Below are 16,772 nucleotides of genomic sequence, written 5' to 3' on the forward strand. Positions count from 1 at the left end.
TTGGAAACAGCATATCCGTGCTGCGCGATTATGAAGCAAGGGAATGATTCATTATACATGTTTTCGCCATATGCCTGAGTACGGTTTACTGGATAAACTATTAGTAACTTTATTGAAAATGGAGGCGGTATTGATGCGGCAACTGAAACAGAATGCGCAATCGAAAGGAACGATCACAATGAATTTAATAATGAGGGCTGCTATATATGAAGAACATATTGAATATCGGGGTGTTGGCCCATGTTGATGCCGGCAAAACGACATTAACCGAACAGATTCTCTTTAAAACAGGCGTGATCAACCGAGCCGGCTCGGTTGATCAGGGCAATACAACGACCGATTCGCTCGATATTGAGCGCCGTCGGGGAATTACGGTCAAATCCGCGGCGGTTTCGTTTATGCTGGGAGAATTGAAGGTCAATTTGATCGACACGCCCGGTCATGCGGATTTTATATCGGAAGTCGAGCATTCGTTAAGCGTTCTGGACGGCGTTATCCTGGTTATTTCTGCCATTGAAGGCGTGCAGGCACAAACAAGGGTGCTGATGCAAACGTTAAAGGAACAGGGTATCCCGACCATTTTATTTATAAACAAGCTCGACCGGATGGGTGCGGACTACCGCAAAGTCTGCAGCATGATCCGTCAGCGGCTGAGCGGGAACGTGTGCGAGATGTCGGTCCCATCGGAGGAAGGTACGGCGTGGGCCACGGTCCGTCCCGCCGACCCTCATGAAGCTGGCTGGCTCGAGATTCTGGCTTCGAACAACGAAGATATGCTGCGGCATTATGCGCACGACATCCCTGTTTCTGCGGTTCGATTGCAGGCGGAATTGCGCCAGCAGACCAAGAACGCCGAAGCTTATCCGCTATTTGCGGGATCCGCAGCCAGGGGCGTAGGGATCGAGCCCCTGCTGGAGGCGATGCAGTCCTTCCTGCCTGTTCATACTCCCGCCGAGGACAGCGCCGATCCTTTATCCGGCCTTGCATTCAAGGTCATGAAGCAGGCAAATGGTGAGCGTCTTGCCTATCTTCGATTGTTCGCCGGAAGCATCCGTAAGCGGGAGCGAATACCGGTCGTTTCGAAAGACGGGCATACATCGCATGTTAAGGTAAAGCAGCTGTTTAGCCTGATGCATGGAGCCATCGTGCCAACGGACGGCGTCCATGCAGGGGACATCGCGGTCCTGGGCGGCGTGGATGTTAAGGTAGGCGACGTGATCGGCGTTGTTTCCGATCGCATGAAGTCTTTCCACTTTGAACGCCCGCCGATCCAGGTCAAGGTATCCGCCATGGATGCAAAGGATGCTCCAATCCTGCATCTCGCACTGAGCGACCTCACTATGGAGGACCCTTTCCTGCAATATAACCGGGATTCAAGAACGAATGAAAGCTTTATTCACGTGTTCGGCAAGGTTCAGCAGGAGATCCTGCTTGAAACCATCAGGGAGCAGTACGGGATCGAGGCCGTCTTCTCCGCTCCGAAAGTGATGTGTTTGGAGAAGCCCGTTTCTGCCGGCGCGGCCGTGGAGCGGATGGGAGAGCCCCAGAATCCCTTCTATGCAACCGTCGGTTTCCGGGTTGAGCCGGGAACCGATGGATCGGGATTGCAATACCGGTTGGAGGTTGAGCTCGGATCCCTTCCGCTAGCCTTTCAGAAAGCAATCAAAGATACCGTGTATGAGGTTCTGCAGGAAGGGCTCTATGGTTGGTCCGTCACGGATATCGTCGTGACTTTAACCCATACCGGCTATGCAAGCCCCGTCTCGACCGCCAAGGATTTCCGGAGTCTGACGCCGCTCGTGCTGATGAAGGCGTTGAACGAGGCTGGAACGGATGTATATGAACCGGTAAACAAGCTTCAATTCATCGTCCCGGAATTTAGCTTGAGCAAGGTGTTGTCATCCCTGGCTGCTCTAGAAGGAGCCTTCGAGGAACCAAGGTTTGTGAACGGCATCGTCCACATCAATGGAACGATCCCTGTTCGCACCTCCGACCAGCTCAAAGCCGAGGTCCACGCCTTGACGAGCGGCGAAGGCCTGCTGACCATCAGGCCAGGCGGTCACGTTCGTGTCCGCGGAATGATTCCGGTGAACGCCCGCAAGCAGATAAATCCGCTTCACCGCGGGGAGTACATGCTGTACCTGAACAACATCATGTAACCGGCCCATCATCCGTCCCTCGTGCGTTGTTTCGCCGTCCGCGACGGGCTTCAGGAAGCTGCGTCTATCACCGAGCACTGCCGACTGCTATCATTTCGCCCCTCTCTATCTTTCTTAGTCCGGTGCAACTCTTTTTGCCCCTCGTCACTTATTAAGTGATAGGAAACAACGTTGCTCTAGACCCACCCGACTTCGCCTTGATAATATAGTCAAGTATTGTTTGAGGGATGCGAAAAAAGGAGTCGACTGGATGTGGAACAACAGCGTTACGAAGATTTGAAAACAGGTGAAAAGGGCGCCATTATCAGTATAATTGCTTATTTGTGCTTATCTGCGATTAAACTCGTGATCGGTTATGCCGGGAACTCCGAAGCCCTAAGGGCGGACGGATTGAATAATGCAACAGATATCGTTGCCTCGATCGCGGTGCTGATCGGGCTCCGCTTATCGCAGAAGCCAGCGGATCAGGACCATCCGTACGGACATTGGAAGGCCGAAACGGTCGCGTCCTTAATGGCTTCCTTTATCATGATGGCAGTCGGAATTCAGGTCCTGTTCGGGGCAGTTTCATCTATATTTGAAGGCAAGCATGAAGCACCTGACCTGATCTCCGCATGGACCGGGGCATTCTGCGCCATTGTGATGTTCGTTGTCTATCGGTACAATAAGCGCCTTGCCGCCAAAATCAACAGCCAAGCGGTCATGGCTGCAGCCAAGGACAACCTGTCGGATGCTTGGGTCAGCATCGGCACCGTTGTCGGTATCGTCGGCGCCGCTCTCGGCTTGCCTTGGCTCGATCCGGTGACGGCCGTGCTTGTCGGCTTCCTGATCTGCAAGACGGCATGGGATATTTTTCGCGATGCCTCCCACCATCTAACCGATGGATTCGATGAGGATAAAATCAGCGCCTTCCGAAAAACGGTGCAGCGCGTTCAGGGCGTTAAAGGCGTTAAGAATATCCGCGCCAGAAATTACGGAAGTAACGCCGTCGTTGATGTCGTAATTCTCGTAAAATCCAATCTGGACATTCGGGTTGCCCATGATATCGCAGATCAGGTGGAGCATGCATTAAAGCTCTCGCACGGCGTCTATGACGTTCATGTCCATATCGAGCCCAATTGAGAGAGAAAGCCAGCAGTCAACCGCAAAAAAAGAGATGGCCGTCATCAAAACGGCCGTCCCTTTTCTATAGTAAGAATTTCACATCCATCTGCTCCATGCCAGCCATGGCCGGATGTGCCGTATGTCGGATAACCGAACCTAGTTTGCCCACTCATCATATCAGCATCATGATTATGAGATGACGCTTGAATCGGTCCGCATACGGACTCTCTCCTAATCTGATCTTTGCTGAATCGGTTGTATGTTGAAAGCTGGGTTTCCTGCTTTATATGACGCCGAATCCTTACTTGGCATAATTGTCTATCACCCAGAAATACAATATAATCATATTGCCTAATTTTTCTAAAGAAAGCGGTGCATAGGAAATGAGCAGTATGCTCGGTGTATCCGGACTTGCGTTCTTGTTGGTAACCTTATTTACGCCGCTCCTTATCTGGGGGCTGCGCACCTTGAAGCTGATGCAGCCGATCCGCACGGAACTTCCTCCCGATCATCAAGCCAAGCGCGGAACGCCTCTCATGGCCGGTCTTATCCTCTTCATCGGAATCATCGTCTCTTTGCAATTTCATCCCGATCCGCTTATGATCTTCCTGTGCTCGACCTTTCTTCTGTTCAGCTCGATCGGATTCATGGATGATTTTAAAAAGGCTGTGTTTCAAGATCCCTCCGGCATTTCCGGGCGGATGAAGCTGGTGTTTCAATTTCTGTTTACCGGCGGGCTGCTGCTCGTTCTATTCCGGTATTTCTCGCTCTCGAGCGATATTGATCTATTGGGCGGGTATTCCCTGCAGCTGCCGATTGCGGTGTATGTGATTATTATGCTGCTCTTTATCGTCGGATCCGCCAATGCGATCAATTTTACGGACGGATTGGACGGGCTGCTGATCAACGTATCCATCCCTACGTATTTCTTCTTTTTTGTCATATCCGACAAGCCGGAGGTACAAGCATTCTCGCTCGTTATGATCGGCTGTCTTCTCGGTTTGCTGTTGTACAACATTTATCCTGCCAGAGCGTTCATGGGGGATACGGGATCGCTTGCCATCGGCGGCTCCCTTTCATTCCTGGCCGTGATCGAGAAGGTTGAGATTTTGATTCCGCTGCTATTTTTCGTTTATTTAGCCGAACAGCTCTCGGTCATTCTGCAAGTCTGGTATTACAAGCGCACGAAGCTGAGATTATTCCGAATGACGCCCATCCATTTTCATTTCAGCTTGAAATACGGCTGGAGCGAGAACAAGATCGTGGTCATTTTCGGATTTGTATCATGGTTTATGGTGTTGATCAGCTGGTTGATAGCACGTTACGCGATGTAATCGTCTTTATATCCCGGATTCGAACTCGAGCAGCTCTTTGCGCAGACTGCCCAGCGTATCCCTGCGTTCTTCTTCTGCTTGTTCGTCATAAAGCAGCTGCTCCATGAATTCCCATATATCCTCGAGCCGACGCCTGAATTGATAGAAACGCAGCGCGTCTTCATTCATCTGATAGCCGTTATGGCGGGTACGGTAAATACGCATAAATCGCTCAAAATACGGCGTATTCGTCATGAACATCAGATCCGATTCAACCGGCGCTAATTTCATGCCTTCCCAATCGAGCAGCACTAATTTGTCCCCGTTCATCATGAGATTCCAGGGGTGCAGGTCCATATGGCAGAGCGCCATGCGCAGATTACGGCCAGATAAGCGCTCAGCTAGCGTGCGGGCCCTGCGTATTCCATCGAACAAGTGCGAACGAGCAGGGGCTATTGCGGCTTCCATATCATTCGGCAGGCCGTCTTGCAAGCGGTCTTCCAGCTGTCGCAGAAACGGAATCTCGAAGCTCTCGCGAATGCCCGGCGTAGAATACGGGATATCCTCACCCAGCAGGTGAAGCTCGCTGACGATTTCGGACAGCTGCCTGACCTGCGCTCCCGTCAATGCCTTCTCGCCAACCGTTTCGCCTTCGATATACTCAAACAGCAGATAGATCCCGGATTGATCCTCACAGCGGTACTGGCCGTCCAGGGTTCGGACAGGCACCGGCACCTTGCCCCGAAAGGCTTCCTGCTCCGAAAGCCACGCCAGAATCGGTATGTATTCCCGAATGGCAGCCGTCCATTTCGGCTAGAGGCACGGTTCTTCTCATATTGCTTAAGAAAATAGGAGCGGCGATCATCGTTCACTTTAAATGCCAGCGCCGCCCAGCCGCCTTGCTGCGGCCTGACGCTGCGTAGTTCGATGCCATAGTGATTCTTCATTATGGACCGGATTCTGAACATCATAAAGGGCCCCCTCTCATGAAATAGTATATCCTCCCCTGCTCGAGTACGTCGATCGCTCCCATGATCTTGTTCGCAGCGCTTCGGGCCAGCTGCACATTCGATGCCGGCCAAGCTGTTGGATTGTCAGGCTCACATTGCAGGCGAACGGATTTGGGCTTACAATGGCCTACAATGAATGGATGAGCCATTTATTTCATCGGACGAGCAGCTGCTTCCTCGTATGAACCATAAGCGTTTGAAGTTTTCAGCAAAATAAAGGGGGTAATACCATGAGTGCAAATCCTTGGGATGCCGAGTGGGATGTCTCCCACGCACTCGTCCGGCGTTTGCTGGACCACCAGTTCCCTGAGCTCTCCGCTGAAACGGTTGAGCTGCTGGGCCATGGCTGGGATAATATCGTCTACCGGGTCGGGTCCGACTATGTCTTCCGGTTTCCAAGAAGGCGGGCCGCTATTCCTCTCTTGCAGACCGAAGCGAGGATCCTTCCGAAGCTGTCGAGCTGCATAACCGTGCCTTATTCGAAACCGATTTATTTTGGCACGGAAAGCGTGGCGTATCCGTCACCTTTTCTAGGTTACACCCATGTACCCGGCGTGCTTCCAAACGGCTTAAGCAATACTCTGCGCGCACGTTCCGCGCCGATTCTTGCACAGTTCCTGAAGTCTCTTCACGCGTTCCCGCTGGATAAGGCCGAAGCTGAGGGAGTGCCGCATGATCAGCGAAATCTAGCGGATGTCAGTGGACGCAAAGACCGCATGCTTGGCTTTCTGCCGAAGCTAAGTCCGCATCTCGGAAGGGAAACGGCCGGCGCATTGGAAAGGTATATCGATACGATCAGGCTCGACCGGGCTTCCACACGAAAGGCTCTGATCCACGGAGATCTGCATTATAAAAACATGCTGGTCGACGATGTTGGGGTCATATCCGGGATCATTGATTGGGGCGACGTTAACGTGGGGCATCCCGCCTGCGACTTAAGCGTTGCCTATAGCTTCCTGCCCCCGTCATCCCGGCCCGCCTTCTTTGAAACGTATGGAGAGGTCGACGACGAGACTCATGTCCTGGCACGCATGCTCGCTGTATTTATGCCGATGCTCATTTTGCTGCAGTCCATCGACGACCGGGATGAACGAAACAAGCTCGAGGCAACACGGACCATTATGCGTGCACTCGCCTAAACAGCCCATTTCCTTACCGCGTGCCTCTCCCGGCTCGAGGTGTAATGATGACTGCTGCACGATGATCAGGCGTCGACGCTCGGACGACAAGCCATACAGGCAAACAAGAAAGAAGCTTGAATCAATCAAGCTTCTTGGTCATGGAGCATCGGCGGACCGATTCATCTTATATTTTCATCATATTGAGGAGAGGCATGATAGACTGGATTACATTCACGCCAAGCTTGATGTGAGGCAAGATATCCCCGATGAAGCCGAGAGGTCCCGGTCCGCCTCGGTTTTCGGCTTCGACGGCAGCTCCGGGAGCAGCTTCGGCAGCAGCTGGAGAACCGCCGCTGAACGCGCCCGCACCGAATAAATCGCTGAACAATCCGGATATTCGAGCTCGATCGCCGCTTCTTGCGATTCGGGCCGCAGCCTGATCGTTAACCCGGAATCCCGAAAGGGTGACCTCTTTGCCGTGTACCTTATTCAGCTCGCCGATATAACAGCTGCCATCCTTCAGTACGACAACGACAGGGTGACCGACCCATCGCTTTGCCGACTCAGATCTGGATCTTGCAGGTCTCTTCCGTCTTGATGGCATCCTGCACTGTTCACCTCGCTCCCACTCTAGTAATTAATATATCCTATGCCGGCTCCTCCTTAATTTCTTGTGCCTTTATAAGCGGGATAATCGTATACTTTGAGTGAAAAGCGAAGAATCGCGTGCCTCTCCCATTTACGGTTGAATTGGCAGGGCAGAATGCTCCCTTCCCTCTAGGTTGCAGGACGATTGGAAGCTCTCACGGTGCCTTGGTTGGATGAGGGATCGGTAAACAGCTGGAGCATCAGCCAATAGCCGAAATAACCGAGAAGCCCCCCGAAACTGTTAAGAATCAGATCATCCACGTCAAAGCTGCCCATGGAGAAAAGCAGCTGCGAGCACTCCAGCGCAAGACTGACAGCGAAAGAAGCGATCAAAGCCCCCAAGGCCTTCCCTTTGGTCAGAAGTCCCATGAATATGCCGTTCGGCATAAAAATAACGACATTCCCCAGCAAATTGATCATATGATGCAGGTCCGAGATCCGGTGGATATTCTGTTTAATCGTTACAAAAGGCGTGAGATTCGCGAACTCCAGCCGATTCTGCATCATTTCGGGGTGCTGCATCGCGCGAGCCAGCTGTTTCATAAGTAAGGATGCATCCACCGGACCGAACTTAAACAGGATGATCTTGAGCAGCACATACAAGTATCCGCCATACAATACGATTAACGTAAATTTGGGCCAAGGCTTCATTATCGGTCCCCCCCGCCCCGGATCACCGTCACGATAACACCATCCATATTGTTGCCGGAAAGCACATATGGGCTATGATCAGGAAGCTTAATCGAGGTTCCGCCCTTGGCAACGGGTACATAGCGAATATCGTACCGTTGTCCTTCAACGGTTGTCGAGAACTCTTTCTCCTTCTTCAAAAACATTAAGTATTCTTCTAACGTAAACCTCTTCTCTTCCATGATCCGGCTGTGCGGCAAGCCGACATACCGAAAATGCCACGGCTCATACTGGATCCCCGTAATTTCGGTTTTGTCCTTCGGATACCTGAGAATAAAACCATACTTCCAGGCATGCTCCTGAAGCCATCTGCCTTCCGGCGACCGGTCAATCGGCATCTGGGTTGAGCCGATATCCATGGACAGGCCGAGATTATGCTCGCTGTATCCGGCGGGCAGCGCATAATCAGCCCCTTTTTCACGATACAGCTGCTCCTGCTCCTCCATGTCCCGATAGCCGCTGCTGAGCATGAAATGAACAACGCCATCCTTCGCGGCAGCTTCCATCATCCCGTTGAAATGCTCCGCTACTTGCCGTGACAGCCGAATGGAATTGTCCAGCAGTGCATACCCTTGGAGGAGTTCGGGGGTATCATGCAGATGAACGATATCGGATGGAACCGCATCGGCATCCAGTTTAAACTCCTTGTTTACCAGGACCAGGTTGCCGCGGCGAATTTGATCTTCTTTTACTAGAACGGTCTGCACCCCGGCATCCGGTTTTTGATGAGTCTGACTATCATCGGTATTCTGCTTGGCGGGTTGGACTGCGGAATCCTGACCCGCACTCTCGTTCCGGCCATTCCCCGTATGCTGCGGTTTCTCGGCCGAATCGCAGCCCGCCAGAATGAATACGATTATCAAAAGCATGATCCATTTCTTCAACTTAAGCATCTCCCTCTGTCGTCATTAACTCCCTCAGCTTACGTGATAACTATTAAGAAAATAGCAGATGAAACCTAAAGATTTTCTTAAGAAGCGATCGACCGCGATATACATGAACCCCTTTGACAATCTGGGAGAGGATGGCTTAACTTGGTAACTAGACCATACACACCATATACTAAAGAAGGTGAATCGCACTCTTGCTCAAATTATTCCGTTATTTGCGTCCCCACTGGGCTGCGGCTGTTCTGGCACCGCTGCTCATGCTGCTGGAGGTCGCCATGGATCTCCTTCAGCCGGTTTTCATGGCGCGCATTATCGACCAAGGGGTCATGCAGAATGATACGGCCCGCATCCTGCATACGGGCTTGCTTATGCTTGGATGTGCCGGGGTCGGGCTGGTGGGCGGTCTCGGCTGCACGGTTTACTCCTCGATCGCTTCCCAGCGTTTTGGCGCCGACCTGAGGCGGGATTTGTTCCGCAAAGTTCAAACCCTCTCCTTCCGTAACCTGGATGAGCTGTCGACCGGCTCGCTGATTACGCGGCTGACGAATGATATCGTGCAGCTCCAGACGATGGTCCAAATGCTGCTCCGCATCTTCGTGCGCTCCCCGCTGCTGGCCATAGGCAGCATCATCATGGCCGTGATCATCAGCCCAAGGCTTGCGGTCATCCTGGCTATTGCCGTTCCGCTGCTGTTCATTGTCATGTTTTTGCTGATCCGGGCAACCTTGCCGCTGTTTACCAAGGTCCAGAACAAACTCGATATGGTCAATACGGTACTCAAAGAGAACTTCGCGGGCATTCGCGTGTCCAAGGCGTTTGTCAGGGCAGGATATGAGAAGCGGAGATTTCACGAGGCAAACGCGGATTTCACGGAAGCTTCCGTCAAGACCCAGCGTCTCGTTGCGCTTAATATGCCGATTCTTACGATGATTTTGAATGTCAGCATCGTAGCCGTCTTATGGTTTGGCGGAAAAAATGCCATCGACGGCAGCTTTGAGGTCGGCAGCCTTGTCGCTTTCATCAATTATGTCACCCAGGTGCTGTTTGCCGTTTCATCCGTCGCGATGATGCTCGTAAGGATATCTACCGCAAAGGTATCTGCCGACCGGATCCAGGAGGTCATGGACACCCGGCCTGACATTATCAACCAATCCGCTCCGGTACAACAGGTGGACCCTCATGGCGAGGTAGTATTTGACCGGGTTTCATTCGCTTATCGGGCGGACGGTGGAAAACCCGTTCTGCAGGATATTCGGTTTACGGCACAGCCCGGGCAGAAAATCGCCATCATGGGAGCAACCGGAGCAGGCAAGAGCACTTTGGTCTCCCTGCTTCCTCGTCTGTACGACGCATCGGCCGGAAGCGTGCGGATCGACGGCGTGGATGTGCGGGAGTACGATTTGGACGCACTGCGCGAGCGGATCGGCATCGTGCTGCAAGAGACCATTCTTTTTACCGGGACGATCCGCGATAACATCCGTTACGGCAAGCCTGACGCATCCGATGAGGAGGTCGTTGCTGCGGCCAAAGCCGCTCAAGCGCATGATTTCATCGCCGCCATGCCGGATGGTTACGATACGGTGCTCGGGCAGCGGGGCGTCAATCTGTCGGGCGGGCAGAAGCAGCGGATTTCGATCGCCAGGGCTTTGCTCGTAAGGCCGTCCATTTTAATTCTCGATGACAGCACAAGCGCGCTCGATATGGGAACCGAATCCCGCCTGCAGCAGGAATTATCCCGGCTCATGTCTGGCCGGACTTGCTTTATGATCGCGCAGCGGGTCTCGTCCGTGATCGACGCGGACAAAATCCTGGTCATGGATAACGGAAGCATCGTGGCGGAAGGCACGCACGCCGAGCTTCTTGCATCCTGCGAGCTGTACCGGGATATTTACCAATCCCAATACGGCAAGGAGGTGTCCGCCCATGGCTAGAACGGATCAGCAAAGAATGGATCAGGATAGAACGCAGCGTGCCGATCATCCCCCGGATCTCAGCATGAGAGGCGGAAGACCGACGCATGGCATGACCGCCGCCAAAAGCAAGCCCAAAAATACGTTCGGCACCATTCGCCGGATCTGGAGCTATATTCGGCCTTACAAGGCAGGAATGGCTGCCGTATTCCTGCTCACCTTGGTCAGCACGGTGCTCTCCCTCATCGCTCCATATTTGCTCGGGAGCGCTGTGGACGACTACATTATTCCAGGGGATTACAAGGGGCTTGCCGGTTTATGCGCGGCTTTATTGTCCGTGTATGCAGGAACAGCCCTCTTCGCCTGGCTGCAGCAGCATGTGATGGTGAAGGTATCCCAATTATCCATACAGGACATGCGCCGGGATATTTTTGCAAGACTGCAGCTGCTCCCTCTTCGTTTCTTTGACAGCAAGACGCACGGAGAATTGATGAGCCGCACGACGAACGATATCGAGAACGTCTCCGGCACGCTGAACCAAAGCGTAACGCAGCTGATCGCCAGCATACTGTCCCTCATCGGCTCGCTGGTCATTATGCTTTACTTAAACGTAAGGCTGACGCTGCTCAGCATGGTAACCATACCGCTGGTCATGCTGTTTACGAAGACGGTAGCCGGGCGCACCCGAAAATATTTCTCCAAGCAGCAGGCACATTTGGGGGAGCTTAACGGGTTTATTGAAGAAACCGTCTCCGGGCAGAAGGTGGTCCAGATCTACCGGAGAGAGCGGCATGCGGGGGAGCAGTTTGATGCATATAACAAAAAGCTGACTGAAGCGAGCATTCAGGCACAGATCTATGCCGGCACCGTCGGTCCTGTTATGAACGTGCTGAACAACGTCAGCTTCGCTTTGATCGCTGCGGTTGGCGGTTACATGGCCTTCCAGGATTGGACCACCGTTGGAATCGTCGTAGCTTTCCTGAATTATTCCAAGCAGTTCCAGCGTCCGCTGAACGATCTGGCGAATCAGTTTAACCTCGTGCAGTCAGCCGTCGCGGGAGCCGAGCGCGTGTTTGAAATCATGGATACGGAATCCGAATACGAAAATCATGAACCCTTGCAGGACGCCAGCCGCCTCCGCGGCGAGGTTGTATTTGACCGGGTATCCTTCGGCTATAAGGAAAGCGTACCGGTTCTGAACAATGTATCGCTGACGGCCCGTCCAGGGCAAACCATTGCACTGGTCGGTCCGACCGGCGCAGGCAAAACAACCATCATCAACCTGCTCACCCGTTTCTATGATATTGATTCGGGCAGCATTACGCTGGATGGCATCGATATCCGTCTGCTGGATAAAGACAGCCTTCGCCGCAAGCTGGGCATCGTGCTTCAGGACGCCTATGTATTCTCCGCTTCCATCCGGGAGAACATCCGCTACGGGCGAACCGATGCGACGGATGAAGAGATCGAGGAGGCGGCCAAGCTGGCCAACGCGCATGATTTTATCATGAAGCTGCCGGAGGGCTATGACACGATGCTGGTATCCGGCGGAAGCAACCTGAGTCAAGGGCAGCGGCAGCTCCTGACCATTGCCAGAGCCGTGCTCGCCGATCCGGTCATTCTGATCCTGGATGAGGCGACAAGCAGCATCGACACGCGCACCGAGATGCATATCCAGTCTGCGATGCGCACGCTGATGCAGGGACGGACCAGCTTTGTCATTGCGCACCGTCTGAGCACGATCCGCGAAGCGGACGAAATTCTCGTCATGCACCAGGGCGGCATAGCGGAACGCGGCACGCACGAGCAGCTCCTGGCACAGCGCGGCTTTTACTTCGATCTGTACAACAGCCAGTTCAAGCTTCCCGGATAACGTGAAAACATCCCCATGCACAAGCATGGGGATGTTTTCGCGCTGCCTTAGCGTGCAAGAGCCCCACCCAGCTTATGAACGCATTTCGTTAAGCTGGCTTATGGGGGCCCGGATATCCTTAGTCCATCAGTAAAGTCACTTCGGAGAGTTCAGAAGCGAGCGATTCGAGTATCTGCCTCGGTTTAGAAGTCTCCAGGAAACATTAACTTCCCTACAGAGGGGCGATCGATCCCCCTTCACGTTTTGCGGGTCCGTGTGACTTTACTGTAGGCTTAATAACCTGCAATCAACCCGTAGGCAAGGTAAGCTGCCGTCCCCCACATGATTACCGCCGATATCCGGTTGATCACCGTAAGCAGCCGGCCCGAGGTGTCCATGCTTCCCACCGCTTTCCCGGCGATTCCAAGCGCCATAAACCACAACCAGGATACCGCAATGCACACGGCGGCAAAAGCCGCCTTCTCTCCCCCTGCATACTGGATAGAGCTGGTACCGATTACCCCAACCGTATCCAGAAGTGCATGCGGATTCAGCAGCGATACGGACATGGCGAATGCGATCTGCTTCTTGGGGCTTAACGAACGGGGACTGCCTTCCTCCGGCTTATGGGGTCTGCTCTTCCATGTCGCTAGCCCCATGTAAATTAGAAATCCGACCCCGAGTATGATCATGGCAACGCGCAGCCAATCGTATTGGAGAACGACCACCGATACTCCCATAATAGCCAACGTAATGAGCAGCGTATCGCACAACGCTGCCGTAATAATCACCGGGAGCGCCCTAGCCAGCTTCGGTTGGACCGCCCCTTGATTAAAGACAAACACGTTTTGCACCCCCAGGGGCAAAATCAAACCCAATGCCAATATAAAACCATGAACAATAACGCCGGCCATCTTTTTTTTACCCCTCCAGCTTCATTTTTACCCTATTGTAGAGTAAGGTGATCCTCTTGTCTCCGACCAATTGGTTGGCACTTTACCCAACCAATCGAATATAATAGTGGAATCACCTTACGTAAAGCGGGGGGTTAGTTGTGACGGAAGAGTGGAGCTTGAGCAAGTCGGAAGGCATTCCGCTTCATCAGCAAATTTATGACCGCATCAAAGAGAAAATTATGAACGGGGAATGGCCTGTCGGCACCCGGATACCACCGCAGCGGGAGCTGGCCGCCCGGTTCGGGGTGAACCGGAGCACGGTGGTGTATGCGCTGGGCGAGCTCGCAGCCGATGGCTTGATCGAGGCGATGACCGGCCGGGGGACCGTCGTCGCCAACAACACCTGGAATTTGCTGTCTTCCGCTCCGTCCCCTGATTGGAACCGTTATGTGAAATCGGGTCTCTATCAGCCCAATATACAGATAATTCAAGCTATCAATCAGGCAGAGGCCGCCCCTGGCATCGTCCGCCTCGGAACCGGTGAGCTCTCACCGGAACTGCTGCCTGCCGGCGAGATGCTGGAGAAGCTTAACCGGAGTCAAACCGCCGCCTTTTCACTTGGATATTCCGAGCCGAAAGGCAGCCTGGTATTAAGGGAAGCCGTAAGCCATTATTTACGCAGCAAAGCGATTAATGCGTCGCCCGCTTCCATTTTGATCGTATCCGGCGGTCTCCAGGCGCTTCAGCTTATATCGTTAGGCCTGCTGCACCGCGGCTCCACGATATTCGTCGAGAACCCGTCCTATCTAAATTCCATTCATGTATTCCAATCCGCAGGCGTACGTATGCATGGGCTTCCCATGGACGAGGAAGGGCTGCGAACGGATTCCATCAGCAGGCTGAAACGGCAGCATAACGCTTCGCTGCTCTATACGGTTCCTTCCTTCCACAATCCGACCGGCTCTCTGATGACATCCGCAAGAAGGCAGGAGCTGCTGAATATTTGCTCCCGGGAGCGACTTCCTGTCATTGAAGATGATGTTTACGGTGATCTCTGGTTTGACCAGCCGGCACCGCTTCCGTTGAAGGCACGGGATCAGCAAGGCCTTGTGCTTTACTTGGGCAGCATGTCCAAGACATTAGGTCCCGGCCTGCGCATCGGCTGGATCGTCGGTCCGGAACCGGTCATCGACCGGCTGGCGGATATTAAAATGCAGACCGACTACGGCTCAAGCGCCTTGTCACAGCATGCGGTAGCCCAGTGGCTGTCCGAGGGGCTGTACGAGGGACATTTGGCGCGGATTCGCGGCGAGCTGAAGCTCCGCAGGGATTACACGCTTCGTTTGTTGGAGGAGGATTATCGCGAGCTCGCCGATTGGAATTGCCCACAGGGTGGATTTTACATATGGCTCCGTCTCAAACAGCCCCTCTCGATTCGTTCCCTGTTCGAGCAAGCGCTGGCTGAAGGCATTCTGCTTAATCCGGGCTTGATCTACGACCGGAACGACCGGCAGCACCTTAGACTGTCTTATGCGTATGCCTCAATGGAGGAGCTGCGCGAAGGTCTCCGGCGCCTTTCCCGCATGATCCGCGGGTTGGCGTAAACAGAGAATACGATATACCAATACAATTAAAGGCAGCCGGATGAAATGCTATCCGGCTGCCATTTTTATCGAAATGACAGGTAACGTCGAATCCCAAATTCTCCATTTGCATTATCATATCATACTCGCTATCGTCGGTTCACACATCAAATTGGAAATGACCTTTGGCTGCTCACCATTTGTGAAAACATCAACATACCAGCTTGAAGCCTTATAAATAAAGGGCTCTTTAGCTTGTTTCCCTCCTCTAAATTAAGCAAAAACAGGCCCGGATTTGTGACGAAACTGGTAACTCTCGTGAAGTTTTGAACAAAGTATGAACTGCCGAAAAACCGCGCCATTACAATGATTTCTCTCATAGCCCCCTCGTTTTGTAACAATTTGCACACATAACGTTAAACACATTGACAAGAATTTGGATTTTTATGTTATTAAAACCTGTTTATGTCTTTTGCAAAGCGTAGCGGAACTTCCTAGTATATAGGTGACAAGAACATTGAATCGAACGAAGCCGTTTCAAGGAAAGGGGTACATCATGAACAAAAGAGGGCCGTTATTTGCAATGTTTGTAATTTTTACCTTGCTCTTATCGGGATGCAGCTCGCTTACGGTATTAAATCCGAAGGGACCGGCTGCCAGAACCCTATCCGATACAATCATATTCTCCATTCTGATGATGATCGGAATTTTGGTTGTAGTTTATGTGCTTTACATTTATATGCTCACCAAATACCGGGCGAAAAAATCCAACGAGGGATATGAGCCTCCTCACGAGGAAGGGAACAAATGGCTGGAAATTCTGTGGACGGCCATCCCGATCGTGATCGTCGCGATCCTGTCGGTCGTCACGGTTAAGACTACGGTGGCTGTTGAAAAAGTGCCTGAAGGTTATGAGAATCAGAAGCCTCTCGTCATTTATGCTTCCTCCTCCAACTGGAAATGGCACTTCAGCTATCCGGAAGAAGGGATCGAAACCGTCAATTACGTTAACATCCCGACCAATCGCCCGATCGAGTTCAGACTCTACTCGTTCGGTCCGATTACAAGCTTCTGGATTCCACAGCTGCACGGCCAGAAATACGCGATGAGCGATATGGTCACAAAGCTTAACATGGTTGCCGACGAGCCGGGCTCCATGCTGGGCCGCAACGCAAACTTCAGCGGTGAAGGCTTCGCCCACATGGAATTCGAGGCGCTGGCTATGTCGCCTTCCGAGTACGAAGAATGGGTCAAGGACGTGAAGGATACCGCTCCGGAGCTGACACAGGACGAATTCAACAAGCTTCTGAAAACCGAGCATGTCGGAAGAATGACTTTCTCGACCAACCACTTGGAGTTCAGCCCTCCGCCTGAAGGACATCATCATGGCGGCGACAGTAACGGCAATGAAGAACACCAGGAACATAAAGAGCTTCATCCGGACCCTGCCACGACGGAAGAAACGGAGTTCGACAGCGAGAGCAACGTCAATCCGAATGAGCCGCTGCCAACTTCCCCGGCTGAAGAGAGTTCAACACATCAACATCAACATGATGGACATTAATCTGGAAGCTTTTTGATGCGAAGCGTCCGATC

General features: G+C 52.7%; 13 protein-coding genes. 8 read left to right on the forward strand and 5 right to left on the reverse strand.

Annotation, left to right across the window (positions count from 1 at the left end; genetic code table 11):
- Nucleotides 1-206: 206 nt before the first annotated feature.
- From BBD41_RS02360 to mraY, 3 genes are all read left to right on the forward strand, one after another.
- Nucleotides 207-2,159: an elongation factor G gene (locus tag BBD41_RS02360; protein ID WP_099476583.1), complete on the forward strand. Its 1,953-nt coding sequence runs from the start codon at nt 207-209 to the stop codon at nt 2,157-2,159.
- Between the two features lie 252 nt (nt 2,160-2,411).
- Nucleotides 2,412-3,281: a cation diffusion facilitator family transporter gene (locus tag BBD41_RS02365; protein WP_099476584.1), complete on the forward strand. Its 870-nt coding sequence runs from the start codon at nt 2,412-2,414 to the stop codon at nt 3,279-3,281.
- A gap of 365 nt (nt 3,282-3,646) precedes the next feature.
- A complete protein-coding gene (gene mraY, locus BBD41_RS02370) occupies nt 3,647-4,597 on the forward strand; it encodes a phospho-N-acetylmuramoyl-pentapeptide-transferase (protein WP_099476585.1) in 951 nt (316 codons plus the stop codon).
- A 6-nt stretch (nt 4,598-4,603) separates the two neighbouring features.
- Here the strand turns inward: mraY and BBD41_RS02375 are convergent, their stop codons facing one another.
- Nucleotides 4,604-5,371 carry a phosphotransferase enzyme family protein gene (locus BBD41_RS02375; RefSeq protein WP_335582735.1) on the reverse strand — a complete coding sequence of 256 codons (768 nt, stop codon included), beginning with the start codon at nt 5,369-5,371 and terminating at the stop codon, nt 4,604-4,606.
- Between the two features lie 445 nt (nt 5,372-5,816).
- Between BBD41_RS02375 and BBD41_RS02380 the strand changes: the two genes are divergently transcribed.
- Nucleotides 5,817-6,725 (forward strand): phosphotransferase, encoded by a 909-nt coding sequence (locus BBD41_RS02380; RefSeq protein ID WP_099476586.1) that lies wholly within the window; start codon nt 5,817-5,819, stop codon nt 6,723-6,725.
- Nucleotides 6,726-6,891: 166 nt separating this feature from the next.
- On the opposite strand, the gene BBD41_RS02385 is transcribed toward BBD41_RS02380, so the two are convergent.
- From BBD41_RS02385 to BBD41_RS02395, 3 genes are all read right to left on the reverse strand, one after another.
- Nucleotides 6,892-7,311, reverse strand: coding sequence for a hypothetical protein (locus BBD41_RS02385; protein ID WP_099476587.1), 420 nt, complete (start codon nt 7,309-7,311; stop codon nt 6,892-6,894).
- 173 nt (nt 7,312-7,484) lie between these two features.
- Nucleotides 7,485-8,006, reverse strand: a complete 522-nt coding sequence (locus BBD41_RS02390; protein ID WP_077565686.1) for a VanZ family protein — start codon at nt 8,004-8,006, stop codon at nt 7,485-7,487.
- Nucleotides 8,006-8,929, reverse strand: coding sequence for a M15 family metallopeptidase (locus BBD41_RS02395; RefSeq protein WP_099476588.1), 924 nt, complete (start codon nt 8,927-8,929; stop codon nt 8,006-8,008). Before BBD41_RS02395 ends, BBD41_RS02390 begins: the two co-directional genes overlap by 1 nt.
- 200 nt (nt 8,930-9,129) lie before the next feature.
- On the opposite strand from BBD41_RS02395, the gene BBD41_RS02400 reads away from it, so the two are divergent.
- Nucleotides 9,130-10,866 carry an ABC transporter ATP-binding protein gene (locus BBD41_RS02400; protein WP_099476589.1) on the forward strand — a complete coding sequence of 579 codons (1,737 nt, stop codon included), beginning with the start codon at nt 9,130-9,132 and terminating at the stop codon, nt 10,864-10,866.
- A complete protein-coding gene (locus BBD41_RS02405; protein WP_206098283.1) occupies nt 10,859-12,718 on the forward strand; it encodes an ABC transporter ATP-binding protein in 1,860 nt (619 codons plus the stop codon). The genes BBD41_RS02400 and BBD41_RS02405 overlap by 8 nt, the downstream gene beginning before the upstream one ends.
- Nucleotides 12,719-12,990: 272 nt before the next feature.
- On the opposite strand, the gene BBD41_RS02410 is transcribed toward BBD41_RS02405, so the two are convergent.
- Entirely contained in the window at nt 12,991-13,611 is a 621-nt protein-coding gene (locus tag BBD41_RS02410; RefSeq protein WP_099476590.1) for a LysE/ArgO family amino acid transporter, read from the reverse strand.
- Nucleotides 13,612-13,751: 140 nt separating this feature from the next.
- On the opposite strand from BBD41_RS02410, the gene BBD41_RS02415 reads away from it, so the two are divergent.
- Together BBD41_RS02415 and qoxA are read left to right on the forward strand one after the other, a co-directional pair.
- The gene (locus BBD41_RS02415; protein ID WP_099476591.1) at nt 13,752-15,197 is read left to right on the forward strand and encodes an aminotransferase-like domain-containing protein; all 1,446 of its coding nucleotides are present in this window, start codon (nt 13,752-13,754) and stop codon (nt 15,195-15,197) included.
- Nucleotides 15,198-15,732: 535 nt separating this feature from the next.
- Entirely contained in the window at nt 15,733-16,740 is a 1,008-nt protein-coding gene (gene qoxA, locus BBD41_RS02425; RefSeq protein ID WP_077568935.1) for a cytochrome aa3 quinol oxidase subunit II, read from the forward strand.
- Nucleotides 16,741-16,772: the final 32 nt, after the last annotated feature.

Origin of the sequence: Paenibacillus ihbetae (assembly GCF_002741055.1) — a bacterium.
GTDB classification, from domain to species: domain Bacteria; phylum Bacillota; class Bacilli; order Paenibacillales; family Paenibacillaceae; genus Paenibacillus_AQ; species Paenibacillus_AQ ihbetae.